General features: G+C 65.5%; 23 protein-coding genes, 1 tRNA gene and 1 pseudogene. 7 read left to right on the top strand and 18 right to left on the bottom strand.

Features of this window, described 5'->3' with window-relative positions; translation table 11 throughout:
- Window positions 1–5 precede the first annotated feature (5 nt).
- Complete coding sequence (locus NUV79_RS10950; RefSeq protein WP_257733116.1) at window positions 6–1,154, bottom strand: aminotransferase; 1,149 nt, start codon at window positions 1,152–1,154, stop codon at window positions 6–8.
- 348 nt (window positions 1,155–1,502) lie between these two features.
- Between NUV79_RS10950 and NUV79_RS10945 the strand changes: the two genes are divergently transcribed.
- The 3 genes from NUV79_RS10945 to NUV79_RS10935 all read left to right on the top strand — a co-directional run bounded on the left by NUV79_RS10945 (window position 1,503) and on the right by NUV79_RS10935 (window position 5,837).
- Entirely contained in the window at window positions 1,503–2,987 is a 1,485-nt protein-coding gene (locus NUV79_RS10945; RefSeq protein WP_257733115.1) for a cobyric acid synthase, read from the top strand.
- A 173-nt stretch (window positions 2,988–3,160) separates the two neighbouring features.
- A complete protein-coding gene (locus NUV79_RS10940; protein WP_257733114.1) occupies window positions 3,161–3,757 on the top strand; it encodes a TetR/AcrR family transcriptional regulator in 597 nt (198 codons plus the stop codon).
- Between the two features lie 124 nt (window positions 3,758–3,881).
- Window positions 3,882–5,837, top strand: coding sequence for a nucleoside-diphosphate sugar epimerase/dehydratase (locus NUV79_RS10935; RefSeq protein WP_257733273.1), 1,956 nt, complete (start codon window positions 3,882–3,884; stop codon window positions 5,835–5,837).
- On the opposite strand, the gene NUV79_RS10930 is transcribed toward NUV79_RS10935, so the two are convergent.
- The 4 genes from NUV79_RS10930 to NUV79_RS10915 form a co-directional block, all read right to left on the bottom strand.
- Window positions 5,761–6,690: an NAD-dependent epimerase/dehydratase family protein gene (locus NUV79_RS10930; protein ID WP_257733113.1), complete on the bottom strand. Its 930-nt coding sequence runs from the start codon at window positions 6,688–6,690 to the stop codon at window positions 5,761–5,763. The genes NUV79_RS10935 and NUV79_RS10930 overlap by 77 nt on opposite strands.
- Window positions 6,683–7,681 carry an MraY family glycosyltransferase gene (locus NUV79_RS10925; protein ID WP_257733272.1) on the bottom strand — a complete coding sequence of 333 codons (999 nt, stop codon included), beginning with the start codon at window positions 7,679–7,681 and terminating at the stop codon, window positions 6,683–6,685. The genes NUV79_RS10930 and NUV79_RS10925 overlap by 8 nt, the downstream gene beginning before the upstream one ends.
- 99 nt (window positions 7,682–7,780) lie before the next feature.
- Window positions 7,781–8,230 (bottom strand): hypothetical protein, encoded by a 450-nt coding sequence (locus tag NUV79_RS10920; protein ID WP_257733112.1) that lies wholly within the window; start codon window positions 8,228–8,230, stop codon window positions 7,781–7,783.
- Window positions 8,231–8,360: 130 nt separating this feature from the next.
- Window positions 8,361–9,623, bottom strand: coding sequence for a GGDEF domain-containing protein (locus tag NUV79_RS10915; RefSeq protein WP_257733111.1), 1,263 nt, complete (start codon window positions 9,621–9,623; stop codon window positions 8,361–8,363).
- 428 nt (window positions 9,624–10,051) lie between these two features.
- Between NUV79_RS10915 and NUV79_RS10910 the strand changes: the two genes are divergently transcribed.
- Complete coding sequence (locus tag NUV79_RS10910; RefSeq protein WP_257733110.1) at window positions 10,052–11,869, top strand: methyl-accepting chemotaxis protein; 1,818 nt, start codon at window positions 10,052–10,054, stop codon at window positions 11,867–11,869.
- 95 nt (window positions 11,870–11,964) lie between these two features.
- Entirely contained in the window at window positions 11,965–12,297 is a 333-nt protein-coding gene (locus tag NUV79_RS10905; protein ID WP_257733109.1) for a hypothetical protein, read from the top strand.
- 15 nt (window positions 12,298–12,312) lie between these two features.
- On the opposite strand, the gene NUV79_RS10900 is transcribed toward NUV79_RS10905, so the two are convergent.
- The 11 genes and pseudogenes from NUV79_RS10900 to NUV79_RS10850 all read right to left on the bottom strand — a co-directional run bounded on the left by NUV79_RS10900 (window position 12,313) and on the right by NUV79_RS10850 (window position 20,379).
- Window positions 12,313–12,387 (bottom strand) — tRNA-Gly (locus NUV79_RS10900).
- A 114-nt stretch (window positions 12,388–12,501) separates the two neighbouring features.
- Window positions 12,502–12,699 (bottom strand): annotated as a pseudogene (locus NUV79_RS10895) (2'-deoxycytidine 5'-triphosphate deaminase); the annotation flags it as partial.
- A gap of 79 nt (window positions 12,700–12,778) precedes the next feature.
- Window positions 12,779–14,350 carry a DUF1254 domain-containing protein gene (locus NUV79_RS10890; protein WP_257733108.1) on the bottom strand — a complete coding sequence of 524 codons (1,572 nt, stop codon included), beginning with the start codon at window positions 14,348–14,350 and terminating at the stop codon, window positions 12,779–12,781.
- Between the two features lie 237 nt (window positions 14,351–14,587).
- A complete protein-coding gene (locus tag NUV79_RS10885) occupies window positions 14,588–14,965 on the bottom strand; it encodes a helix-turn-helix domain-containing protein (RefSeq protein ID WP_257733107.1) in 378 nt (125 codons plus the stop codon).
- Window positions 14,962–16,368: an NAD(P)-binding protein gene (locus NUV79_RS10880; protein ID WP_257733106.1), complete on the bottom strand. Its 1,407-nt coding sequence runs from the start codon at window positions 16,366–16,368 to the stop codon at window positions 14,962–14,964. Before NUV79_RS10880 ends, NUV79_RS10885 begins: the two co-directional genes overlap by 4 nt.
- 56 nt (window positions 16,369–16,424) lie before the next feature.
- Entirely contained in the window at window positions 16,425–16,742 is a 318-nt protein-coding gene (locus tag NUV79_RS10875; RefSeq protein ID WP_257733105.1) for an ArsR/SmtB family transcription factor, read from the bottom strand.
- 58 nt (window positions 16,743–16,800) lie between these two features.
- Window positions 16,801–17,853, bottom strand: coding sequence for an ACR3 family arsenite efflux transporter (gene arsB, locus NUV79_RS10870; protein WP_257733104.1), 1,053 nt, complete (start codon window positions 17,851–17,853; stop codon window positions 16,801–16,803).
- 7 nt (window positions 17,854–17,860) lie between these two features.
- A complete protein-coding gene (arsC, locus tag NUV79_RS10865) occupies window positions 17,861–18,286 on the bottom strand; it encodes an arsenate reductase (glutaredoxin) (protein WP_257733103.1) in 426 nt (141 codons plus the stop codon).
- The gene (locus tag NUV79_RS10860; protein ID WP_257733102.1) at window positions 18,286–18,813 is read right to left on the bottom strand and encodes an arsenate reductase ArsC; all 528 of its coding nucleotides are present in this window, start codon (window positions 18,811–18,813) and stop codon (window positions 18,286–18,288) included. Before NUV79_RS10860 ends, arsC begins: the two co-directional genes overlap by 1 nt.
- Window positions 18,806–19,162: an ArsR/SmtB family transcription factor gene (locus NUV79_RS10855; protein ID WP_257733101.1), complete on the bottom strand. Its 357-nt coding sequence runs from the start codon at window positions 19,160–19,162 to the stop codon at window positions 18,806–18,808. Before NUV79_RS10855 ends, NUV79_RS10860 begins: the two co-directional genes overlap by 8 nt.
- Window positions 19,163–19,347: 185 nt before the next feature.
- A complete protein-coding gene (locus tag NUV79_RS10850) occupies window positions 19,348–20,379 on the bottom strand; it encodes a 2'-deoxycytidine 5'-triphosphate deaminase (RefSeq protein WP_257733100.1) in 1,032 nt (343 codons plus the stop codon).
- A gap of 186 nt (window positions 20,380–20,565) precedes the next feature.
- On the opposite strand from NUV79_RS10850, the gene apaG reads away from it, so the two are divergent.
- Both apaG and argE read left to right on the top strand, forming a co-directional pair.
- Window positions 20,566–20,958 carry a Co2+/Mg2+ efflux protein ApaG gene (gene apaG / locus NUV79_RS10845; RefSeq protein WP_257733099.1) on the top strand — a complete coding sequence of 131 codons (393 nt, stop codon included), beginning with the start codon at window positions 20,566–20,568 and terminating at the stop codon, window positions 20,956–20,958.
- Window positions 20,955–22,133, top strand: a complete 1,179-nt coding sequence (gene argE / locus NUV79_RS10840) for an acetylornithine deacetylase (RefSeq protein ID WP_257733098.1) — start codon at window positions 20,955–20,957, stop codon at window positions 22,131–22,133. The genes apaG and argE overlap by 4 nt, the downstream gene beginning before the upstream one ends.
- A gap of 228 nt (window positions 22,134–22,361) precedes the next feature.
- Here the strand turns inward: argE and NUV79_RS10835 are convergent, their stop codons facing one another.
- Window positions 22,362–23,366: an Hsp33 family molecular chaperone gene (locus tag NUV79_RS10835; RefSeq protein WP_257733097.1), complete on the bottom strand. Its 1,005-nt coding sequence runs from the start codon at window positions 23,364–23,366 to the stop codon at window positions 22,362–22,364.
- On the bottom strand, window positions 23,366–24,289 hold the full coding sequence (gene argF / locus NUV79_RS10830) for an ornithine carbamoyltransferase (protein ID WP_257733096.1): 924 nt from the start codon (window positions 24,287–24,289) through the stop codon (window positions 23,366–23,368). The genes NUV79_RS10835 and argF overlap by 1 nt, the downstream gene beginning before the upstream one ends.
- Window positions 24,290–24,291 lie beyond the last annotated feature (2 nt).

Raw genomic sequence — 24,291 nt, 5'->3', positions numbered from 1 at the left:
AGACCTCAGCGCGGGCGGCGTGCCGCCAGCCGTTCCAAGGCCGCATCCAGCGTCGCATCGCGCTTGGCGAAGCAGAAGCGGACGACGTTTCTGACCGCCCCTTCGGCATAGAAGGCGCTGACGGGAATCGCGGCGACGCCGTTCTCGGTCACCAGCCTGCGGCAGAAATCGACATCGTCGCTCTCGCCGAGCGGGGCGATGTCGACATTGAGGAAATAGGTGCCGGCGCTCGGCAGCACCGCGAAGCCGAGATCGCGCAATCCAGCCGCGAAGCGATCACGCGAGCGCTGGAAATCGGCGCGCATGCCCTCGTAGTAGCCGTCATCCTTGCCGAGACCATAGGCCACCGCGGCCTGCAGGTTCGGCGGCGTCGTGAAGGTGAGGAACTGGTGCGCCTTGGACAGCACGCGCATGATCGCCGGCGCCGCCATGACGAGCCCGACCTTCCAGCCGGTCAGCGAGAAGATCTTGCCGGCCGAGGAAATCTTGACGGTGCGCTCGCGCATGTCGGGCCGCCCGAGCACCGAGGCATGGCGGTGCCCGTCGAAGACGACATGCTCCCAGACCTCGTCGCAGATCGCGATCGCGTCGTGGCGGACGCAGAAATCGGCAAGCAGGTCGAGATCGGCCTTGCCGAAGATCGTCGCCGTCGGGTTCAGCGGGTTGTTGAACAGCACGACCTTCGTCTTTGGCGAGAAAGCCTTGGCCAGCGCGTCCTCGGTCAGGCCGAAATGCGGCGGGGTCAGCGTCACGAATTTCGGGATGCCGCCGGCGCGCCGCACCAGCGGCAAGTAGGCGTCGTACATCGGCTCGAACAGCACGACCTCGTCGCCCGGCGTGATCAGCGCCATCAATGCGCCCGCGATCGCCTCGGTCGCGCCCGAGGTCACCATTATCTCTGTCGTCGGGTCGAGATCGAGCCCCTGCCAATGCTTGTAGTGCTTGGCCGCGGCCTCGCGCAGCTCGGGCAGGCCCATCATCGGCGGATACTGGTTCCAGCCATCGACCACCGCCTCCGCCGCCTTCCGGCGAACGTCGAGCGGGCCGGGATCATCCGGAAAGCCCTGCCCAAGGTTGACCGCACCGGTCTCGCGGGCGAGCTGCGACATCACCTCGAAGACGGTGGTGGGGAGGGCGGAGAGGATCGGATTCATCGCGGTCGGATCGGCTCGGCAAAGGCGGGAGCCGTGGCTTTAGCATGCCGGACCGGCCGGCGCACCCGATGGAAAAGCGATCTGTCTGAGGGATAGAAAATAGCGAATGATGAATGTTGACATTCGTCAGCGTTCAGTGTTTATTCAGTTCAGCCGGCCTTCGGCGGACGCCTGTTGCGACTTCGCCCCTTTGGCGCAGCAGGATGCCGCAGAAGGCCGGCGAACCTTGTCAGGATGGTGCAAGCCATCTCCCGGCGCGCGAACTCCGCGCCAAACTCTACCAGCGCCCTTGCCTGAAGATTGCCGCGGCCGGTTTCCGTGCCCGTGGAAACCGCGCTAAGCAGGCGCATGGCCCGCTCCCCCGTCCCCGCGATCATGATCCTCGGCACCGGCTCCAATGTCGGGAAGTCGCTGATCGTCGCGGGCCTGTGCCGGCTCTTCGCGAATCGCGGCCTGAAGGTGCGCCCGTTCAAGCCGCAGAACATGTCGAACAATGCCGCGGCGACCGAGGCTGGCGAGATCGGCCGGGCACAGGCGCTTCAGGCCCGCGCCGCCCGCGTCGAACCGCATCCCGACATGAACCCGGTGCTGCTCAAGCCCGAGGGCGAGCAGGGTAGCCAGATCATCCTGCAGGGCCGCGTCGTCGGTCGCCTCGCCTCGCGCGACTTCGCCCGGCGTGGAGATTTTATGCCGCAGGTTCTCGACAGCTTCACGCGCCTGGGCGAGAGCGCCGATCTCGTCATCGTCGAGGGCGCGGGATCGCCGGCCGAGACCAACCTGCGCGCCCGCGACATCGCCAATCTCGGCTTCGCGCGGGCGGCGAATGTTCCGGCCGTGCTGATCGGCGATATCGACCGCGGCGGCGTGATCGCGAGCCTGGTCGGCAGCCACGCGGTGCTCGATGCGGAAGACAGGGCGATGATCCGCGCCTTCGCGATCAACCGCTTCCGGGGCCATGTCGAACTGTTCGCGCCCGGCGTCGCGACGATCGCGGAGGCGACCGGATGGCCCTGCCTCGGCGTCGTGCCCTGGTTTGCCGATGCCGCCCGGCTGCCGGCGGAGGACGGGCTCGATATCCGCTCGGGGCGGAAAGCGGGTGCCCGCATCAGGGTTGCCGTCCCGGTGCTGCCAGGCATCGCCAATTTCGACGATCTCGATCCCCTCAAGCTCGAGGCGGATGTCGACCTCGCCATGATCGGGCCGGGGCAGGCGCTGCCGGGCGATGCCGACCTCGTCATCCTGCCCGGCTCCAAGACGACGCTGCGCGATCTCGCGGCGCTACGGCGGGAAGGCTGGGACATCGATATCCTTGCCCATCGCCGCAGGGGCGGGCGCGTGCTCGGGCTCTGCGGCGGTTACCAGATGCTCGGGCGGGTGGTGCGCGATCCGCTCGGACTGGAAGGCCCGCCCGGAGAGGCGCCGGGTCTCGGCCTGCTCGATGTCGAGACCACGCTCGACGCCGACAAGACCGTTCGCGAAGTCGATTTCATCGATGCCCGCAGCACGGCCCAAGGCCGGGCCTATGAAATCCATCTCGGCCGGACGGAAGGCGCCGATACGACCCGCGCGCCGTTCCGCGTCGAGGGCCGGCTGGAAGGTGCAGCAAGCCCGGACGGACGGGTCGCCGGCAGCTATCTGCATGGCATCTTTGCTTCGGACGCGGTGCGCGGGTCCTGGCTCGCCGCGATCGGTGACCAGCACCGAAAGCCGTCAGGCCTGCATTATGACGATGCGGTCGAGGCAACCCTGGATCGGCTCGCCATGCATTTGAATGATCATTTCGATACGGAAACCCTGTTCAATCTCGCGAAGAACCGCAATTCCGCGGCCTGAGCCGGTCGGGAACATCGAGCGCCCTGATCTGTTCCTTCAGCAGAGTCCCACCCAGAGATTGATGCACATCAAGGCAAAAGTCTTTATTCGCCATTATGTTGACGAATGACGAAATTCGTCATAACGATCAATTCTTCACCGCTTTCGTTTGAAACAACCCAGCCGGCGACGCCGTGAGTAACCCCGAACGCGATACCAGGCAGATCATCGTCGACACCGCCGAGCGCTTCTTCCGCGACATCGGGTACCAGAAGACGACCGTGGCGGACATCGCCAAATCCCTGCGGATGAGCCCCGCCAACGTCTATCGCTTCTTCGATTCGAAGAAGTCGATCAACGAGGCCGTGCTCGAGCGCTACAAGCGCGAGCAGGAAGAGGCGATCGCCGTGATCGCCGACGAGGATCGGCCCGCTGCCGAGCGGCTGCGCGACATCCTCGCCACCTGCTATCGCCTGAACGCCGCCCGGTTCGCCGGCCACGCGCGGATGCAGGAAATGGTCTGCGCGGCGATGGAAGAAAGCTGGGACGCGATCATCGCCCATATCGAGCGCTTCGACATCGTGCTGCGCCGCGTCGTCGCCGACGGCATCGCGCGTGGCGAGTTCCGCGCGATGGAGCCGGCCCATGCCACCGGCTGCATCCGCACGGCGATGATCCGCTTCATGCACCCGCTGCTGATCACGCAATGCGAGTGCATTCCCGGCCCGACGCCGGACGAGATGATCGCTTTCGTCCTCAGCGCGCTGGAAGCCAGGCCCCAGGCCCAGTGAGCGATCCTCCAGATTTTTGATTTGGCATCGGCTTTCCCGAAAACCGCGTTCCACCTTTCGGGCCGATGCTCCAACGCGTTGACAAGCCGCCGAGGGAGCGGGATACCGCCCGGACATGGCCTTCCTGCCCAAACAGAATCTCAAGAAGCTCGCCGTCGTCCTGCATGACCTCGCGGTCACGGCGCTGGCGATCTGGCTCGTCTTCGTCGTTCGCTTCGAAGGGGCGCAGCTCGTCGAGCACCTGCGCTACCTGCCACGCTTCCTGCCCTTCTTCGTGGCCTATGCCGGGCTGGTTTACTGGCTGTTCTCGCTCTACCGCTCGAAATGGCGCTTCGCCTCGCTGCCGGACCTCTCGAATATCGTCAAGGCGGTGTCCGTCCTGACGGTGTCGCTGCTCGCGGTCGATTACGTGCTGGTCGCGCCGAATTTCTACGGCGCCTTCTATTTCGGCAAGATCTCGATCGCGCTCTACTGGCTGGTGCAGATCGCCCTGCTCGGCGGGCCGCGGCTGGCCTATCGCTACTTCAAATATGCGCGCTCGCGCACCAGCGCGGTCCGCGAAGCGAACCTGCCGGCGCTGCTGCTCGGGCGCGGCGTCGAAATCGAAATGGTGATCCGCGCCATGGAAGCCGGCACGATGCGGCGCCTGCGGCCCGCCGGCATCCTGTCGCCGCGCGCTGACGATCTCGGCCAGTCGATCCGCGGCGTGCCTGTACTCGGACTGCTCGGGGATATCGAGCGGATCGCCGGCGAGGCGATCGAGCGCGGCGAAGCCTTCCGCCGCATCGTCGCCACGCCTTCCGCGCTGCTGCCTGAGGCGCAACCCGAGAAATGGCTGGCCCGCACGCGCAAGCTCGCCCTGCCGATCTCGCGCATCGACAGCCTGGGCGAGGGCGTGCGCGACACGGAAGTCGCGCCGCTCGAAATCGAGGACCTGCTGGTGCGCTCGACCGTCGCGATCGATCGCGAGCGGCTCGGCTCCTTCCTGAAGGGCAAGCGCGTCATCGTCACCGGCGGCGGCGGCTCGATCGGCTCCGAGATCTGCCTGCGCTGCGCCGCCTTCGGCGCGGCCGAGCTGCTCGTCGTCGAGAGTTCAGAACCGGCCCTGTTCCAGATCAGCGAGCAGCTCTCGGTTCAAGCGCCGGAGACCGCGGTCTCCGGCGTGCTGGCCGATGTGCGCGACCGCGAGCGGATCATGCCGCTCTTCGCCGGCTTCAAACCCGACATCGTCGTCCATGCGGCGGCGCTGAAACATGTGCCCTATCTCGAAGCCGACTGGAGCGAGGGCATCAAGACCAATATCTTCGGCTCGGTGAACGTCATCGACGCCGCCGTCGCGGCCGGTGCCCACACCTTCGTGATGATCTCGACCGACAAGGCGATCGAGCCCGTCTCGATGCTGGGCGCGACCAAGCGCTTCGCCGAGATCTATGCGCAGTCGCGCGATGCCGAGCTCGTCGCCGCCGATTCCGGCATCCGCCTCGTCGCGGTCCGCTTCGGCAACGTGCTGGGCTCGGCCGGCTCGGTGGTGCCGAAGTTCAAGGCGCAGATCGCCCGTGGCGGCCCGGTCACGGTGACCAGCCCGGAGATGATCCGCTATTTCATGACGATCCGCGAGGCCTGCGATCTCGTGCTGACCGCCGCCTCCCATGCTCGCGCGAGCGATGGGGAGGCGGAGCGCGCCGCCGTCTATGTGCTCAAGATGGGCCAGCCGATGCGGATCATGGACCTGGCCGAGCGGATGATCCGTCTCGCCGGCTTCGAGCCGGGCGAGGATATCGAGATCATCGTCTCCGGTGTCCGGCCGGGCGAGCGGCTGAATGAGATCCTGTTCGCGCGCGACGAGCCAATGGCGGAAACCGGGCTCGACGGCGTCATGGCGGCCAAGCCGATCTTCGCCGGGCGTGATCGGATCGAAATCTGGCTGACGCAGCTCCAGGCCGCCGTGAAGGCCAATGACCAAGGTGCGGCCAATGCCGTGCTCGACGAGGCGATCCCGGATTTCAGCCGGCGCGACTCGCGGCAGCCAGCTGCGCCAGCGCCGTCTTCGTCTCAGCCTGCGGCCGCCAGCCAGCACTGAGCAGGCGCTCCGGCCGGGCGACGAGGCTTCCTGCCAGCTTGAGGAATGTCTCCTCGCGGCCGGCGAGGCGCGCCAGCCGGTGCAGCCAGCCCTCGGGGACGGGCAACAGGCCGGGACTGCGACCCAGCCCCGAGCGCATCGCCGCGAGCATGTCGGCGACGCTGATCGGCTCCGGGTCGGACAATGCGTAGCTCTGCCGGCCCGGGCAGGCCGGGGTCAGCGCGAACAGGATGGCGCCGGCGAGATTCTCGATCGCGAGCAGCGAGCGCGGCGCGTTCAACCCACCCAGAGGCAGCGTCACTGGCAAGCGTGCCAGCTTGAGCAAAGCCGCCATATTGGCCTTCACGCCCGGCCCATAGATCAGGACCGGGCGGAGCGCGACCCAGTCGAGATCGCGGGCGGCAAGGCCCTGTTCCGCCGCCAGCTTCGAGCGGCCATAGGCGTCGCCGGGCGCGGGCTCCATATCCTCGCGCAGGGGCGGGCCGTCGAAGGCGTCGGTCAACGCCTTGATCGAGGAGAGATAGACGAACCGCTGCACCCCGGCCTTTTCGGCGGCACGGGCGAGTTCCAGCGTCGCCTCGGTGTTGATACGGCGATAGAGCACCTCGTCGAGCCCCGGCCCGGCATGGGCGAGGCCAGCCATGTGCACGACATGGTCGATGCCCTCCAGCGCGGCGCGCCAGTCGACCGGCATCGACAGATCGCCGGTCACAACCGCCTCCGCGCCAGCAGGGACAGGTTGAGGACTGCGCAGGGCGAGGCGCGGACGATAGCCCGCCCGAATCAGCGCCGCGACGACATGCGGTCCGACGAAGCCGCTGGCACCGGTGACGAGGATGCGTTCCTCAGCCATGGTGCGGGCCGGTCGCAAAGCGGCGCAGCAGCAGGCCGGTCAGTAGGGCGGCCATTCCCAGGCAAGCGAACTGGACCGGGAGTGCCGGCCAAGCCAATGAAACTCCGGCGATCGCGGCCAGCGCAAGATTGAGCAGGGCGACGCGGCCGACCACCGCGATCACGCTGAAGCCGTTCGTCGTCGCCTGCTGGTAGAAATGCGAGCGATGCGCCTCCCAGACCTTCTCGCCACGCGCGAGGCGGCGCAGCAGCGTGATCGTCGCGTCGGCGATGTGGTAGAGCGGCAGGATCAGGGCGGCGGCGAAGGCGCCCGTGCCGGCGAGCCGATAGAGCAGATAGGCGGTCAGGAGGCCGATCGGCAGCGAGCCGACGTCACCGAGGAAGAGCCGCGCAACCGGCCGGTTGAAGGGCGCGAAGCCGAGCAGGCCGCCGCAGAGCGCGGCAGCGAGCCAGCCCGTCACCGGATCGATCGCACCGGACATGCCGGCGAGCGCCAGCACAGCCGTCAACGGCACGATGCCGGCGACGGTGATCCAGTCGAGCCCGTCCATGAAATTGACGAGGTTGACAAACCACACGCCCGCCAGAAGCGCGAGCCCGCGCTCCACAGCCAAGGGCAAGAATTCCGGGAAGAGACGCAATTCCGGCGCGACGCGGAACAGCACGAAGCCGACGCAGGCCGCCTGCAGCACCAACCTGACGCTCGCCGGCAGCGGCCGGATGTCGTCCCAGGCGCCGACGATGCCGAGCGCCGTCACGGCCAGCGCCAGTACCAGCACGGCACGGGCCGCTTCGCCTTCGACCGGCACAAGCCAGAGCGTCGCGCCCAGCGCGATGAAAGCGCCGGCGAGAACCGCGATGCCGCCGCCCTGCGGTGTCGGAATCCTGTGGCTGGACCGGGCATTCGGGCGCGCCAAGGCATAGCGCAGGAGAAGCGGACGCAGAGCCACGCAGAGCACCGCCGCCAGAACGGCGGCGGCGGCACAGATCATCAGGGGGTTGAGCACGTTTTCCAAAGTGCCCGCACCATAGTCGAGGCGATGCAAAAGCCTAGAGGCCAACCGAGCTCAATTGACGCCAAGCGCGCGCGACTACTGCCGGAAGCCGATCAGCACGCCATCGGCGCCCAGCTGGAGTTGCAGACCCTGGCGACGGGTGGACAGCTGGAGCGTCACGCCCTTGTCGTTGCGCAACCATGTCGTGCCGCGGCCGGCGGCACCCACGGCCCAGCCTTCCTTGAGCTGGACATAAGGTCCGGCGAAATCGGAGACGCGGCGCAGCCCATAGACCGTGCCCGAGGCGACGGAACGCGAAGCACCGATCGAGCCGATGCCGAGCCCGCCGACCGTGATCGGGTAGGAGCGGCCCTGGTAGCGCAAGGTCCCACCACCAGCCTCGCCGGACGCGATGAAGCCGGCCTGGACCTGCTCGAGGCGCACGGTCCCCGTCGAGGGGCCGAGCGAGCGCTGCTGCGCCATGGCCGGCGAAGCCAGCATCAGTACGGCGGCGATGGTGGTGGCTGTCTGCCTGATCGTGATCATATCCTGCTCCTTGCGCCGAACCGGCGGCGTCGCGGGATCAACACGCGAAACGCGGATTCGATCCCGCGCCGTGAGCCGAATTGCAGGATGCCTATGTCCCCGCTGCCTGCGAGGCGGGGCGTAGGGCCGATCAGTTGCCGCCCTTCTCGTTGCGCAGGGCGTTGGCGACCTGGTCGACGAGGCGGCGCGGGTCCGGATGACCATCATACTCGATGACGCCGATATTCAGGCTGTTCTGGAGCACAGTCTGGCCATCGATCGAGAAATGGGTCGCCGCGTAGCTCTCGACGATGCCGCGGGCGAACACCGCCGCCTCCCTCGCATCGGTCCCGACGCGAATGATCAGGAAGGTCTCACGACCCATGCTGAAGACCGTATCGCTCGACCGCACTGCATTGAGCAGCATGGCCGCCGTCTGCTGGACGACCGTGTCGGCACCACCCTCGCCGAGGCGCGCTCGCAAGCCGTCGAATTGCGAGATCTCGAGCATGATCATCGAGAAGGGCCGGCTCGTCCGCCGCCGCAGGGCGACCTCGCGGGAGATCGCAGCCCGGAGATAGCGCCGGTTCAGCAGACGCGACAATGGATCCCGGGCGCTGCCGACGTCGAAAGAATGGCTGAACAGGATGCTCAGGAGATTATTGATCTGGCTGACGATCTGCCTGATCTCCCGGAGATGGCCCTGGCTGCGGGCCGTCTCGCCGCTGTCGCGCAATTGCCGGACATGCTCGTCCGCCTCGGCGACGAGCCGGGCGATCGACGCATATTCGGCCGAGCGACCGAACAGCAGGTTGGCCCGGTGGGAGAACCAGAGGCCGAATTCGGACCGGCTCAACGGCAAGGAGCCATCGGCTTCGCCAGCGACATGGGAGCCGAAGAAGACAGCCTGCGCCCATTCGGCGAGCGACGCCTTCTGCTTCTCCCGCTCGGCGCGAAAGTCATGATCGATCGAGACCTGGCGCAGCGCCTCCTCCGCCCGCAGGTTGCGATCGAGCCCGCTGATATGGGCGGCGGCGATCGCGGCAGCCGCGACATCGATGACCCCGGACACGTAAAGTGCTGCCTGGACGAACTCGTCGCGGGACAGCCGCGTATGCTTGAGGCTGTTATAGATGCCGCGCTTGAGCACCCGCGCCGCGAGCATGCTCAGCGCCGTCGGAATCTGGATGCGGGCATGGGTCGACCCGATCTCGGACTGGCGCATCAGGAAGGTCGTCGCGTCGATCGCTTCCTTCGGAAAGACGTCGACGAGCCATTGCGACAGGGCTCCCCGAAACCGCCCGGCGATGACCTCGTCGTCGAACAGGGCCTGGACCCGCGCATGGCGGGCGAGATCCAGCCAGAGCTCATCGACCAACTCTACGGCGAAATGCCTGACTGTGCTTGCTACCATAGCGCGCACCGGCGCCGGAACATTGCCGCTCAAAGTTGAAATCTCAACCTTCAGTTGCGTGAAATCTTCGTCTTCCCAGAGCGCTGCGCTCAGCATTTCACCTTATCCGGCAGAATAGATGCTCCTGATGAGAACGATCGGTAGTATCTTATAGTTATCAAACGACAACAAACCTATCTCCAGCTCGTTAACGTGGCGTTTACACATCTTAACGCGTTAATCCGACACCGCAGCGCTTTCCCACCATCCGTTCGAAAATCTCTGAGATGACCGCCTGGAATCCACGAATTCGTTCCATGGTTCGTTAATTTCAACCCGGCCGTTCACCTTCGTTAAGAAACCATTGATCGCCTCATTTGGCGCGCCGGCTCGTAATTTAACTTAACAGAGCTTTTCTGCCTCACGTCGCATCGCGTCAGGGACGGACCATGGCTTTCAACCTCTTCAGCAGTGACAATGCTTCAGCACAGATCGATGCGATCCATCGATCCCAGGCAGTAATCGAGTTCGATACCAAGGGTACGATCCTCTTCGCCAACGCCAATTTCCTTGCGGCAACCGGCTACCAGCTGGCGGAGATCACTGGACGCCATCACGCGATATTCCTGCCGCAGAACATGGTCGAAGCGCCTGACTACACGGCCTTCTGGAACGCGCTGCGCCAGGGGGAGCCGCAGGAAGGCCAGTTTCTGCGCATCGGCAAGAACGGCACGCCGCTCTGGCTGCAGGCGATCTACGCGCCGGTGCTGGGGCGCGGCGGCAAGCCGGTCAAGATCGTGAAATTCGCCACCGACATCACGGCACAGAAGGCAGAGATCGCCAATTCCGAGGCACAGATCGCCGCGATCCGGAAATCGCAGGCCGTCATCGAATTCAGCCTCGACGGCACCATCCTCGATGCCAACGAGAATTTCCTGGCCGCCGTCGGCTACCGGCTCGATGAGATCAAGGGCCAGCACCACCGGCTGTTCATCGCGCCGGAACAGCACGCCTCGGAGGACTACAAGCGCTTCTGGGCGAAACTCGGCCGCGGCGAATACGATGAAGGCCAGTATCTGCGGATCGGCAAGGGCGGGCGCCGAATCTGGATCCAGGCCACCTACAACCCGATCCTCGACGCAGCGGGACGACCCTACAAGGTCGTGAAATTCGCCTCCGACATCACGGACCGCCGCGGCGAGCAGGAAGCCCTCCAGCGCGCGGTCGCGGAAACGCAGCAGGTCGTCGCGGCTGCCAAGCAGAAGAACCTCAACCCGCGCATCGAGATGGCCGGCAAGGCCGGCGACCTGCGCAATCTCTGCGAGGGCGTCAACGCCCTGATCGAGACGCTGTGCGAGGTCGTCACGACGACAGCCGACATCTCGGACACGCTCGCCAGAGGCTCATCCGCGATCAACCGGGACAGCCGCAACCTCGCGCAGCGGACCGAGGAACAGGCGAGCAGCCTGGAAGAGACGGCCGCGACGACCGAGGAACTCGCGGCTTCCGTGAAGCAGAGCGCGGCGCGGGCGCAGGATGCCACGGCCCTCGGCGAGAAGGCCAATGCCATCGCCAATCAGGGCGGCGACATCGTGACCGCGGCCATCGCAGCGATGGAGCGCATCGAGCGCGCCTCCGCCAATATCGCCGAGATCATCAACGTCATCGACACGATCGCCTTCCAGACCAATCTGCTAGCGCTCAACGCAGCCGTCGAGGCGGCGCGTGCCGGCGAGGCGGGCCGCGGCTTCGCCGTCGTGGCCTCGGAGGTGCGCGCCCTGGCGCAGCGCTCCAGCGATTCGGCCAACGATATCAAGAAGCTGATCACGGACTCGGCCGAGGAGGTCTCGGCCGGCGTGAAGCTGGTCCAGGAAGCCGGCACCGCGCTGACCGAGATCGTGCAGTCGTCGCGGCAGGTCTCCGACGCGCTGGCCGACATCTCGACCGCCTCGCAGGAGCAGGCCAACGGGATCGAGGAGGTCGCCAAGGTCGTCGCCCATCTCGACGAGATGACGCAGCAGAACGCGACGATGGTCGAGCAGAGCCACGGGATCGCCGGCACGCTGGAGGATTCGGCCAAGCGGCTCCAGACGCTCGTCACCTCGTTCCAGATTCCGCTGGACCGGCTGAGCGACAAGGCCGGTGCGGTCGCCTTCGCGCGGCCAGTCCCGGAGGATGCCGAACCGGCGCCGACCGTTCCCGCCCGGCTGCAACGCAAGGTGCTGCGCGCGATGAACGGCGGCCACGGCGACTGGTCGGAATTCTGACGCCCGCCGCCGACACCGCCCAACCTTTCAACCTGAGGCATGCCGCATTGCGACGATAGCGGCGGCATGTCCCCAGCCATGACGAGACCGATGCCATGAAGCAGGATGACCTCAGCACTTGCATCGCCGGGCTGGCCAGCGCCCAGATCAGCCTGTTCGGCATCCTGTTCAAGCATCTGGAGAACCGGCTCGGCAGCGAGATCAAGCGCGACTTCGCCGATGAGCTCGGCCGGATCATCGACATCTCCGAGCAGAGCGGGCAGCCGATCCAGCCCTTCCAGCGCATCATCTTCGAGCATATCGCCGACTGGCTGAAATCGCCGGAGCGCGGCTGGACGCCGATCGTGATCGACGGCGCGAAAGCGGCGCAGGCGATGGCGGCCACGACCGCGCCGTCACCGACAGGCCACGGCACGACAACAAGCTGAATGTTCGAGAGAATTTGGAGCGGGCGATCGGGATCGAACCGACGACATTCAGCTTGGGAAGCTGACGTTCTACCACTGAACTACGCCCGCATGCCCTTCACGCTGGCGAAGCAACGCGCGGCAGGCCCGCGTTCATAGCGGGTCCGGGCGCGAGTGTCATCCGGGAATCGCTGGCGATTGCGAGAGGGTGAACGCCGCGCTCGCTCAGCCCTTGAAGTGCTTCGAGAGCTTCGGGGCCTGGCCCTGGCAGTTCGACTTGAGATCGGCGCCGTAGAGCGCTTCCGGGCGTGCCGCCATCGCCTCATAGACGAGGCGACCGACAATCTGACCGTCCTCGATGATGAACGGCACGTCGCGGGAGCGGACTTCAAACACGGCCCGAGCGCCCTGGCCGCCGGCGGCGCGCCGGACATGGTCCAAAGCGCTGCGCTCTCGATCCGTCAACCAAGCGAGGTTTAGCAAACAAACCTCGAGGTGCCTTCTACTTGATCGGCTCGAATTCGCCCGGCCGCCAGCTCTTGTCGAACCAAGGTTCGAGCGGCCCATAGAGCCGAAGAATCGTATACCATCCCTTGCCGGCGACGGTTTGGATCCAGTTGGCTTCCTTGCCTTCCGGTGCCTTCGGACCGAAATAGAGATCGATCGAGCCATCGGCATTCGCGATGAGCTTGTCCCGCTTGTTGTTCTTGCTCGGGAAGGTCTGTCCGGTCTGGAGTTCCGAGCGGGTCTGCGGATCGTAGACTACCACGGACCAGAAATCCTTCGCCGGCGGATTGGCGGGAATGCGAAGCCTGTATGTCTTCGCGCCGTCCAGATAGTCGCCGCTCCGGTCCGTAGCGGCATAGGCGTACTGGGAACCGGCCCCGATCATCTGCTCGACCATGGCGGGTGTGTTGACCGTCGCCTGGTAGAAGAACAGGGTCCTCGCATCGAGGTAACGCCCGCCCTTTCCGCCGTCGCGAAGCCACTGATAGCTTCCGCCGACAAAGGCCGCTCCCCAGGCGCTGTTCGGATAGAGATGGAAGCCCTCGAGGCGCGGGCGGAAGATCATCGCGCGGGCGGTCGCGTTGCCGACGGCGACGGCCTCGGTCAGCAGCTTCTTCATCCGGGCGTCCGGAGCGAAGGGTTTGCCCTTTTCGATGCCGATAGAAGCGAACAGTCCCAGCAGCTCGGGATCGAGCATCGAAGTCGGTTCACGATCGATGACGGTATGGAGTTCCTTGTAGAACTCGAAATTATTGGCGTGAATCGTGTTCCAGGACTTCCGCGACCCGCTGATGAACTCCATTTTCGGCGGATTGGCACGCTTGCTGAGCGGATAGATTTTCAACCCGTTCTTGAAGGAAGCCACGGCCGCGTCGGGCTTTCCATCGACCAGGAAGCCGCGCAGGATCAGCCAGTTCACGTAGCTGGTCGATTTCGAGACGAAGTACTTTTCACCGTCGACCTCTGCCTCCATGCCACCGACGGGCGGATTGAGATCTCCCTTATAGTCGGGCGGGAGGATCAGATACTTGCCTCCCCGGCCGCGATCGGGCCCCGGAGCGCACATGTCGGTCACGAAGCGGAAATAGGCGTCATTGACCGTGCCGGGACCGGTCCTGGCGGGAATCTCGACGACCGTCGGCCCGTCCGTTCCCAGGTGAAGAAAAGCGCTGCCATAGACGGTATCGGTATTGCCGGTGAGGAACAGCGGCGCCGAGTCCATCAGCTGGTCGAGAAGGATCACCTTGTTCGACGTGTCCGCGCCCAGATCGAGATGGCCGAGACGCAAGCCCTCGATCGATGTGGCCGGGACGCCGTTGAGGAACGTCTCGACGCCACGCAGGACGTCGAGATTGTCATAGAGCCGCTCGACCGTTGCCTTGTCCGGCATGCCGTCGAAGAACTTCATGGTGCCGAAGCGGGTCTCGACCGCATCCGGCGTCATGATCTTTTCGGGGATCTTGTGATTGTAGCCTGGCGTTTTCCCTTCACCAGCCGCAGCCAGCGTCGTCGCAAGCAACCCGGCAACGGCCAGCGCGGCAGGCCGGAGCATTCCAGACAGCATCATGGTCTTTCTCTCAGATGTTCCGGCAGCCATTCATCACCTGGACAGCAAAAAGGAGAGGGTCGAAGAACAGGGTGGTCCCCGGCGAAAGCGGCAGGCTCGGCCCCGGTCACATGCGCCCCATCGCCCATGTGCAGCGAACTGGAAACCATGCCGGCACGCGAAACCGAGCACACTTCATCGAGGCTAGCTGCGCCGCCTCCTCGGATCTTGCCATTTCGCGCCAAGCCCGCGCGTGGGTCACCTTTTGAGGCGCGTAGCGATCTGCGACATGCGTTCGCTGGATTCGATCAACAGGTGACAGGCCGTGTCGAGGCGCATCTGCGCGACCATCTCGCTGCAGCTCGTGCCCATTTCGGCGAGATGGCGCTGCAGCGAGCGCGCGCTGACGCGCAGCTCTCTTGCGGCATCCTGAAGAGATGCGCCAACGTCCGCGCCTGGCGCGATATTTCCGTAGGCTTTCCGACGGAACATGTTGGTCGCGGGCAAGCGGCTCAGTGCCAGGAAGGCATGGGTTCCTTGGCGCGAAACGGCGACGCCGTTCGGGCTCGCCGCGCTGGCGATGATCCGATCAAGGCGGCCATTCGGCCAAAGCCGGTAGAGCGGCCGCTCGGTCACGCTGCCTTGCCGCAGCAGGAGGACGTCGCCGGCTCGGGCTGCCTCGCCGGCCCGCAACCGCAACCGAGCTGCCCCTCAGCCTTCGCCTCGGCATCCGCCGCACAGCAGGCATCGGCCTCGACAGGAGCAGGCCCGCCACAGCAATCGCCCGAAGGCGCCGCCTTGCAAACGCCGGTCTCCGGCAGACCGAGCCTCACGTCATCGGCCGCAACCAGATCGCCGGCGAGCGCGGCCGCGATCGACCGAACCTGCTCATAGCCGGTCAGCATCAGGAAGGTCGGCGCCCGCCCATAGCTCTTGATGCCCGCGATGTAGAATCCCGGCTCCGGATGCGCGAGCTCGCGGTGACCATGCGGGGGAACCGAGCCGCAGGAATGCAGGTTCGGATCGATCATCGGCCCCAGCGTCCTGGCACTTTCGAGCCAGGGGTCGAACTCGATCCGAAGCTCCCGGGTCAAAGACAGATCGGGCCGCTGCCCGGTGCAGGCCACGATGCGATCGACGGGCCCGATAATGCGACCAGCGCCACCGACGTCGCCGTCCACCACCAGCATTCCGGCTTGTTCGCGGACGCCCGTGACGGCAAAGCCCGAGACCAGTTCGATGCGGCCTTCCGCGACGAGACGGCTCAGGCGCTGCCCGAGATCGCCCCGCGCCGCGAGCTGGTCATCGCCCCCGCCGCCGAACACGCGGGACAGATCGCGTCCGCGCGTGGCCCAGATCGCCTTCGTGCCGGGTTCGGCAGCCGAGAGTTCATCGAGATCGAGCAGGACATTTGCCGCCGAGTGGCCCGCACCGATGACCAACGTCGTCCGGCCGGCATAGGTCGATCGATCGCGGCTCGACACATCGGGGATCCCGTAGGCGATGCGATCCTTGAGCGCCTCCTCGCCATCCGCCGCGAGTCCACCAGCGCCGATGGGGTTGGGTGATGTCCATGTCCCCGATGCGTCGATCACGGCGCGTGCCTGGTCGCGTCGCGTCACCCCGTCGTCCCCGACGACGGTGAGCACGAAAGGACGCTGCTCCCGATCGCGGCTGACCACCTTGTCGATGCCGTGGCGGCCGACCGCGGTGATACGGGCGCCGTATTCGATCACGGAGGCGAGCGACGGCGTCGCGGCCAGCGGGGCGAGATAGCCATCCACCAGCTCGGCTCCGGTCGGGTAAGCCTGCCCGTCCGGTTCCTCCCAGCCAGCCTCAGCCAACAGACCTCGCGCGGCCGGAGCGATATTGAATCCCCAAGGCGAGAACAGCCTGACATGACCCCAGGCGCGGATATTCTTCCCCGCCTCGCGGCCTGCCTCATAGACCTTCACCGCTATCCCGCGTTCGATGAGGTTTGCCGCCGCAGCGAGCCCGACTGGCCCAGCTCCGATGACGGCGACGGGAAGCTCGGTCATTCTGTCCTCCACTATTTCTAGAATGATAGAATTATGCGGCAAATAAAAAGAACTTCTCAGGCGGCCTTTTCCGGCGCTCGAGAGCAGCCCTCCTCGATGCAACACTCGTCGCCGAGGAAGCCGAGAAGGGCATCCATGGCTGGGTAGACAGCACGGCAGATCAGCGTGGTGGCTTGACGCTCCTGCGAGACGAGGCCGTTACGGATCAGCCGCTGAAGGTGGTGTGACAAGGTCGAGGCCGGGATCCCAAGGCGCTCCTGCACCTGATTGACGGGCAGGCCACCGTGACCCGCCCGGACGAGAATCCGGTAGAGCTCCAACCGGGTTGGATTCCCGAGAGCCTCAAGCTGCTTCGCTGCTTCTTCGACGTTCATGGAAATACAATGCGGTCGGCCAAAGGCAGCGTCAAGCTATATTTCCATGAATATCGAATTATTCTCCGACCGGAATTGCGGCCGCCTTGCCGCCGCGCTCGTACCAACCCTTCGACCGGTTCACGATCCAGACGACGGTGAGCATGACCGGCACCTCAATCAGGACGCCGACGACCGTGGCGAGCGCCGCGCCGGAGTTGAAACCGAACAGGCTGATCGCAGCGGCGACGGCGAGCTCGAAGAAGTTCGAGGCGCCGATCAGGGCGGACGGCCCCGCGACGCAATGCTGCTCGCCGGCGACCCGGTTCAGCAGGTAGGCCAGTCCGGCGTTGAGGTAGACCTGGATCAGGATCGGCACTGCCAAGAGCGCGATCACCATCGGCTGGGCGAGGATCTGCTCGCCCTGGAAGCCGAAGAGCAGGACGAGGGTGGCGAGCAGGGATACGAGCGAAACCGGTCCCAGCCGGCCGAGCAGTCGATCGAGCGCGGCCGGTCCGCCCTTTGCGAGAATGCGCCCGCGGACGAGCTGCGCAACGATCACGGGAATGACGATGTAGAGCACCACCGAAAGGACGAGCGTTCCCCATGGCACGGTGATCGCCGACAGGCCGAGCAGCAGACCGACGATCGGCGCGAAGGCGATGACCATGATCGTGTCGTTGAGCGCGACCTGGCTGAGCGTGAAATGCGGCTCACCCTTGGTCAGGTTCGACCAGACGAAGACCATCGCCGTGCAGGGCGCTGCGGCCAGGATGATGAGACCGGCGATGTAGCTGTCGATCTGGTCGACGGGCAGCCATGGCCGGAACAGCCAGGCGATGAAGAACCAGCCCAGCGCCGCCATCGAGAAGGGCTTAACCGCCCAGTTGATGAAGAGGGTGACGCCGATTCCGCGCCAGTGCCGGCCGACCTGCCCGAGCGCCGCGAAGTCGATCTTCAGCAGCATCGGGATGACCATCAGCCAGATCAGGACCGCGACGGGCAGGTTGACCTTAGCGATCTCGGCCGAGCCAATCGCCTGGAAGACGCTCGGCATGACATGGCCGAGCGCGATCCCGACGACGATGCACAGCGCGACCCACACCGTGAGGTAGCGTTCGAAGGTGGACATGAGGACCTCAGGCGAGAGCCGCAGGGCGACCGGAGGCATCGACGACGAGTTCGCCGCCCTCCTTGCGGAACTCGCCGCGCTGCGGTGGCAGCAGCGGCAGCACAGCCTCGGACGGCCGGCACAGCTTCACGCCCTTGGGAGATACGACCAGCGGGCGGTTGATCAGGACGGGATGGGCCTCGATCGCATCGAGCAGGGCTTCGTCGGAAAGGCCCGGATCGCTGAGGCCCAGTTCAGCGAAGGGCGTGCCCTTCTCGCGCAGGATGTCCCGGACGGTCAGCCCGGCACGGCCGAGGAGCAGCTTCAGCAGCGCCCGACTCGGCGGCGTCTTCAGGTATTCGATGACGTGCGGCTCGACGCCCGCATTGCGGATCAGGCCGAGCGTGTTCCGGGACGTCCCGCACGCCGGGTTGTGATAGATGATCACGTCCATCACGCGACCTCCGGACGACCGCCGCTCGCGCCCTCGAGACTGCCGATACGCCGGACCTGCTGCGCCAGGGCCATCTCGTCGAGACTCGCGACAGGAAGCGACAAGAGGACGTTGATCCGATTGCGCAAGTAGCGCAGCGCCGTCACGAAGGCCCGCTCGCGCTCGATCTCGCTGCCCTGGAGGTTGGACGGGTCCTCGATGCCCCAATGCGCCGTGATCGGCTGGCCCGGCCAAAGCGGGCAGGCCTCGCCTGCCGCCTGGTCGCAGACGGTGATCACGAGGTCCATGACAGGCGCACCGGGCCCAGCGAAGACGTCCCAGGTCTTCGACGAGAGGCCCTCGGTCGGGATGCCCTCGGCATCCAGCACCTTGAGCGCCATCGGCTTCGGCCCGGGACCGCCGTCGCTGCCAGCGGAGAAGGCTCTGAAGCGCCCTTCCCCGAGATGGTTGAGCAAGGCCTCGGCCATGATCGAGCGAGCGGAGTTGTGCGTGCAGAGGAACAGCACGTTGTGGATGCGGTCAGGCATCGGTCGTGACCTTCGTTGGGCAGCAGGGCGTGAGCTCAACCAGGAGCGGCGCGCAGATCTCAGCCCGGCCACCGCAGCAATCCTTCAGGAGGAAAGCGATGGTCGATCGCAGCGCGTCGAGGTCGGCGCGATAGACGATCGAGCGGCTGATGCGCTCCGAACGAACGAGCCCGGCCCGGCTGAGAATGCTCAGATGGGACGACATGGTGTTGTGGGGAACGTCGAGACGACGGGCGACCTCGCCGGCAGGCAGCCCCTCCGGCTCCGCGCTCACCAGCAGGCGGAAGACGTCGAGGCGGGTGTTCTGCGCCAGCGCCGCCAGGGCGAGGATGACTTGCTCGCTTTCCATATGTCGAGACTTATCGACATAATATCGCAAATGCAAGCGGCGCGTTGCCCCTCCAGCCTCCTGCTCCTTCAGTACCTCGATGATCTGCCCTTCCGTGAATCGTGAGGGGCGCATCGTCCGTCTCCGTGAGTGACGGACTCTCCTCAAATCTGGAGAAGGATCAGGGGCTCAGGTCACCCCACAGGTCAGAAAAACTGCTTCGACAGCTTCAGGCCCTGCCCCTGATAGTTGGACTTTATTTGTTGACCGTACAGCTTATCAGGCGTTTCAATCATGTCTTCAAAAATCAAAGTTCCAACTCTTTGACCGTGATCGAGCATAAAAGGAACATCATGGCTTCTAATCTCAAGAACGACCTTACTATTGTTTCCTGATTTAGATTTTGATTTACCAAAGAACGGGTCCAAGAATCCGGCATAATGTACGCGAACCTCACCAACCGCAGTATCATAAGCTATCATTTCTGCAGCTTCATCTTCGCCGATCTCAATATCCTCAAGCGAGGCCATGATATAGAACTCGTCCGGCACGAGGACGAGTTCTCGCCTGCCGGGGCGGCATTGGATTGGTTCCCAGAAATCGTTCCTGTCATACTTTCCGATCTGCTGAAGATCGATCAAGCCAGTGGTTTTACGCGCCCGATACGCGACTACGCCGTTGGCAGCCGCTCCTTCCAGATCGATCGAAACAGGAAACGTCCGAGTGGGACGCCCACGGTCTGAAGCAGCTTCACGGAACCGGAGTTGGTTGAGCGAATCGCCGGCCCGCGCAATCACCGGAAAAGAGCGCGGCACAACTTCGGCAAACAAGGGGCCAGAATAGCCTGCGGGAATCTCGTCGAACGCGGTTCCGCAATCTGCGATGAGGCGAACGAAGATATCGAGTCTACCGGACGAGCTTTTGGGGTTGGCGCGTGCACTGGTGCCTGCTTCCAGGCGCAGGCTCTCCTGAAGCGGAATGATGTGAACGCAGTTCCGTTCAAGGACCTGAGGCTTCGTCAGGTCCATCTCATGCGTTGCGAGATCGCTCAAGCGCTGCGCGACTGAATTTCCCTTACCCGGCAGAAAGCTCGTGGGGACGCGATACGCTCGGTCCCCCAAGCGAAGATCGAGGCTCGCTGGTTGGATCGCGGCTTCATTGATCGGCGTACCAGCGCAGATGACGCCCGCCTCAATAGCTCGCCGGATCCACTGCGACGGCCAAATTCCAAAATTCATCGTTTCTCACACCAAAAGAGTCTAGCAGGCAGTCTACATGTAACGGCATGCTCAGGCCGCCATCGCCCGCGCCATCCGACAGGTTGTCCACGCCAGAATCGCCGCATCCCCGCATTGACGCTGGCGCCGGCCGGCCGGTAACACATCACGGCGGCAAGGCCGCGACCGGCCGAAGCGGAGCCTTCGATGTATCAGGCCCAGACGCATGGCGTGCGCGTGACCGCGGCACCGAGTTTCATGGATGCGGAATCCTCGCATGCGCAGGGCCGCTATTTCTGGGCCTATGCGATCGAGATCGTGAACCTGTCGACGCAGACCGTGCAATTGATGACCCGCCACTGGTTCATCACCGACGGGCGCGGCGAGGTGCATGAAGTCCGCGGGGAGGGCGTCGTCGGCAAGCAGCCGGTGCTGCGGCCGGGCGAGAGCTTCAACTACACCTCAGGCTGCCCGCTGACGACGCCGGACGGCTCGATGCACGGTTTCTACGCCATGCAGGATGAGAACGGCACGATCTTCGATGTCGAGGTGCCGCTCTTCCCGCTCGATTCCCCCTATGTGAAGAAGGTTCTGCATTGACCGCCTCCGCTCCAGCCGGGCAGCGCTATACGCCGCTCGAGATGCTCGCCCGCCTCGTCGCCTTCGACACAGTGAGCGACCAGTCCAACCTGGCCCTGCTCGCTTTCGTCGAAGACTATCTCGCCGGCTGGGGCGTCTCCGCCGTGCGCTTCCCGAATGAGACCGGCGACAAGGCAGCGCTGTTCGCGACCGTCGGCCCGCAGGATCGCGGTGGGATCGTGCTGTCCGGCCATACCGATGTCGTGCCGGTGGTCGGGCAGGCCTGGAGCCGCGACCCGTTCACGCTGCATGTCGAGGATGGCAAGGCCTATGGCCGCGGCGCCGTCGACATGAAGGCATTTCTGGCGCTCGGGCTGGCACTCGTGCCGGATTTCCTGGCGGCCAATCTCAACACGCCGATCCATCTCTTCCTGTCCTATGACGAGGAGGTGACCTGCCTCGGCGTGGTCGACGGCATCAATGCGATGGGCAAGACCCTGCCGCGGCCGCGCGCCGTCATCGTCGGCGAGCCGACCATGCTCGATATCTGCGACGCCCATAAGGGCGTTCGAACCTTCCAGACCGTCGTGAAAGGTTTTGCGGCCCATTCCTCCAAGCCGCAGCTCGGCGCCAGCGCCGTCCATGCCGGCGCGCTGCTCGCCGCCGAGCTCGACCAGATGGCGGAGGACGCCAAGCAGCGGCCGGACACGAGCGGCCGCTTCGACCCGCCCTATGACACCATTCATATCGGCACCTTCCATGGCGGCATCGCCCGCAACATCCTGGCCGATCGCAGCGAACTCCTCTGGGAGATCCGGACGGTGCCGAGCTCCGATCCCGAGGCCGGCCCGGCCCGCTTCGCGCAGACGGCCGGCAAGGTGCTGGCGCGGATGCGCTCGACCGCACCGAGCGCGGCGATCGAGACGCAGATGACCTCGGATGTGCCGGGTCTGGCGCCCGATCCGGGCTCGGAGGCCGAGCGGCTGGCCATGCGGCTCTCCGGCCGCGACCATACGATCGCCGTCGCCTATGCGACCGAAGCCGGGCATTTCCAGCAGGCCGGGCTTCCGACCGTGGTCTGCGGCCCGGGCTCGATCGATCAGGCGCACCAGCCGGACGAGTACATCACGCTGGAGCAACTGGCCGCCGGCGAGGCCTTCATGCGCAAGCTGATGGCGGAGTGCAAGGCGGGGTAAAGGCTGGCAGTTGTCTCAGCCCGCCGCGCCTCGATCGCACCAAGCGCGACAATAAGAGCGCGGGGAACCCTCTCCCGTAGGGAGAGGGCAGGGTGAGGGGTCGGCCGCTCACCGTGCTTGCTGTGAGGTGGTCGCTGCGGTGAGGCTGCGTTTTGCTGGTCCAGGGGCCGACACCTCACCCCTGCCCCTCTCCTTACAGGAGAGGGGTTCCCCGCAGTTCCAATGCCTCTACTGCCTCGCCGCCTGCCCGTCCTCGACCTCGGCCGGATCGAAGGAGTAGCGCCGCGAGCAGAACTCGCAGGTGACGCCGAGCTTGCCGTCATCGGCGATCATCGCCTGGCGATCCGCCGGAGCGAAGCCGCGCAGCATCGAGAGCACGCGCTCGCGCGAGCAGCGGCAGGCCTCGTGCACGGTGACCGGCTCGAAGACGCGGGCGCCGCGTTCGTGGAACAGGCGATAGAGCAGGCGCTCGCTTTCCAGCGTCGGGTCGAGCAATTCGTGATCCTCGACTGTCTCGACCAGCGAGCGGGCCTCCATCCAGGCATCGTCGGCGATCCCGTCCGGGTCGGGGTTGGCGAGAATCTCGTGGCCTTCCGGCACGTCGCCGGGATGGATGTCGGCGGCGCGCAGGCGGTCCGGCGAATGCGGCATGAACTGCACGAGGATGCCGCCGGCGCGCCATTGCGGACGCCCGCCTGTGGTCACGGTACCGACGCCGAGGCGGACCCGCGTCGGAATCTGCTCCGACTGGCGGAAATACTGGTGCGCGGCCTCTTCGAGGCTCTGGCCCTTCAGCGCAACGATGCCCTGGTAGCGCGTCGTGGCCGTGCCCTGGTCGACGGTCATGGCGAGATGGCCCTCGCCGAGCAATTCGCCGGTCGAGACCTTGTCGAGCGCGATCGCCTCGACGAGCTTGGCCTCGTCGATATGGGCGACGGCGCGGAAATTATCGGGCGCGTTGAAATCGACCACCATCATCGGGATCGCGCCGTCGCTCTTGGTCTGGAGCTGGAAGCGGCCCTCGAACTTGAGCGCCGTGCCGAGCAGGACGGTGAGCGCAGCCGCCTCGCCGAGCACGCGCGAAACGGGCTCAGGATAGCCGTGGCGATCGAGAATCGTGTCGATCGAGGCGCCCAGCCGCACGACGCGGCCGCGCACGTCGAGATCGGGCACGGCGAAGGGGATGACCCGATCGTCGAGCCCGGCGGTGCTCATGGTGTCGTCCACGGCCATCAGGCCGCCACTCCGCCGAAGCACCAGGCGAGAATGCCCTTCTGCGCGTGCAGTCGGTTCTCGGCCTCGTCGAAGACGGCCGATTGCGGGCCGTCCATGATCGCGTCCGTGACCTCCTCGCCGCGCGAGGCCGGCAGGCAATGCATGAAGATCGCGTCCTTCTCGGCGCGCTCCATCAGCCTGTCATCGACCTGATAGGGTCGCAGCAGGTTGTGACGGGTGCCTTCATCGTCGTCGCCCATCGAAACCCAGCAATCGGTGATGACGCAGTCGGCGCCTTCGACCGCTTCCTCGGGGCGGTGGGTCAGCTTGATCCTGGCGCCCTGCTTCTTGGCCCAGGCGATCAGGGCCGGCGGCGGAGCCAGCTCCTCAGGCGTCGCGACGGACAATTCGAAATCGAGCCGGCCGGCGGCATGGACCCAGGAGGTCAGCACGTTGTTGGTGTCGCCGGTCCAGGCGATGCGCTTGCCCTCGATCGCTCCCTTGCGCTGCTCGAAGGTCATGACATCGGCCATGACCTGACAGGGATGCTGGCGCTTGGTCAGGCCGTTGATCACCGGGACGGTGGCGTATTTCGCCATCTCGACCAGCGAGTCGTGATCGAGGATGCGGATCATGATCGCGTCGACATAGCGCGAGAGCACGCGGGCGGTATCCGCGATGGTCTCGCGCTCGCCGAGCTCGATCTCATGGCCGGCGACCATCATCGGCGAACCGCCGAGCTCACGGATGCCGACATCGAAGGAGACGCGGGTGCGCAGGGACGGCTGCTCGAAGATGGTCGCGACGACCTTGCCCTCGAGCAGGCGGTCCCCGGCGGCGGCGGGGGTACGGCGTCGCGCCTTGATCTCCTCGCCCGTGCGCAGGATCGCGCGCAGCTCGCTGCCGGAGAAATCGGAGAGATCGAGGAAATGGCGCGTCACGG

It is taken from the genome of Allobosea sp. 47.2.35 (genome assembly GCF_024655635.1).
In the GTDB taxonomy this organism is placed as follows: domain Bacteria; phylum Pseudomonadota; class Alphaproteobacteria; order Rhizobiales; family Beijerinckiaceae; genus Allobosea.
Note: the sequence above shows the minus strand (reverse complement) of the source record. Positions and strands in the feature narration are given on the sequence as shown.

Coding starts and splice junctions, on each gene's coding strand:
- arsC (WP_257733103.1), bottom strand. CDS start 18,286: ATGGACGTGATCATCTATCACAACCCGGCGTGCGGGACGTCCCGGAAC.
- NUV79_RS10875 (WP_257733105.1), bottom strand. CDS start 16,742: ATGAACGTCGAAGAAGCAGCGAAGCAGCTTGAGGCTCTCGGGAATCCA.
- NUV79_RS10855 (WP_257733101.1), bottom strand. CDS start 19,162: ATGGAAAGCGAGCAAGTCATCCTCGCCCTGGCGGCGCTGGCGCAGAAC.
- apaG (WP_257733099.1), top strand. CDS start 20,566: ATGTATCAGGCCCAGACGCATGGCGTGCGCGTGACCGCGGCACCGAGT.
- NUV79_RS10835 (WP_257733097.1), bottom strand. CDS start 23,366: ATGGCCGTGGACGACACCATGAGCACCGCCGGGCTCGACGATCGGGTC.
- arsB (WP_257733104.1), bottom strand. CDS start 17,853: ATGTCCACCTTCGAACGCTACCTCACGGTGTGGGTCGCGCTGTGCATC.
- NUV79_RS10930 (WP_257733113.1), bottom strand. CDS start 6,690: ATGGCTGAGGAACGCATCCTCGTCACCGGTGCCAGCGGCTTCGTCGGA.
- NUV79_RS10915 (WP_257733111.1), bottom strand. CDS start 9,623: ATGGTAGCAAGCACAGTCAGGCATTTCGCCGTAGAGTTGGTCGATGAG.
- NUV79_RS10860 (WP_257733102.1), bottom strand. CDS start 18,813: ATGCCTGACCGCATCCACAACGTGCTGTTCCTCTGCACGCACAACTCC.
- NUV79_RS10925 (WP_257733272.1), bottom strand. CDS start 7,681: ATGATCTGTGCCGCCGCCGCCGTTCTGGCGGCGGTGCTCTGCGTGGCT.
- NUV79_RS10850 (WP_257733100.1), bottom strand. CDS start 20,379: ATGAATTTTGGAATTTGGCCGTCGCAGTGGATCCGGCGAGCTATTGAG.
- NUV79_RS10945 (WP_257733115.1), top strand. CDS start 1,503: ATGGCCCGCTCCCCCGTCCCCGCGATCATGATCCTCGGCACCGGCTCC.
- NUV79_RS10880 (WP_257733106.1), bottom strand. CDS start 16,368: ATGACCGAGCTTCCCGTCGCCGTCATCGGAGCTGGGCCAGTCGGGCTC.
- NUV79_RS10950 (WP_257733116.1), bottom strand. CDS start 1,154: ATGAATCCGATCCTCTCCGCCCTCCCCACCACCGTCTTCGAGGTGATG.
- NUV79_RS10920 (WP_257733112.1), bottom strand. CDS start 8,230: ATGATCACGATCAGGCAGACAGCCACCACCATCGCCGCCGTACTGATG.
- NUV79_RS10890 (WP_257733108.1), bottom strand. CDS start 14,350: ATGATGCTGTCTGGAATGCTCCGGCCTGCCGCGCTGGCCGTTGCCGGG.
- NUV79_RS10910 (WP_257733110.1), top strand. CDS start 10,052: ATGGCTTTCAACCTCTTCAGCAGTGACAATGCTTCAGCACAGATCGAT.
- NUV79_RS10905 (WP_257733109.1), top strand. CDS start 11,965: ATGAAGCAGGATGACCTCAGCACTTGCATCGCCGGGCTGGCCAGCGCC.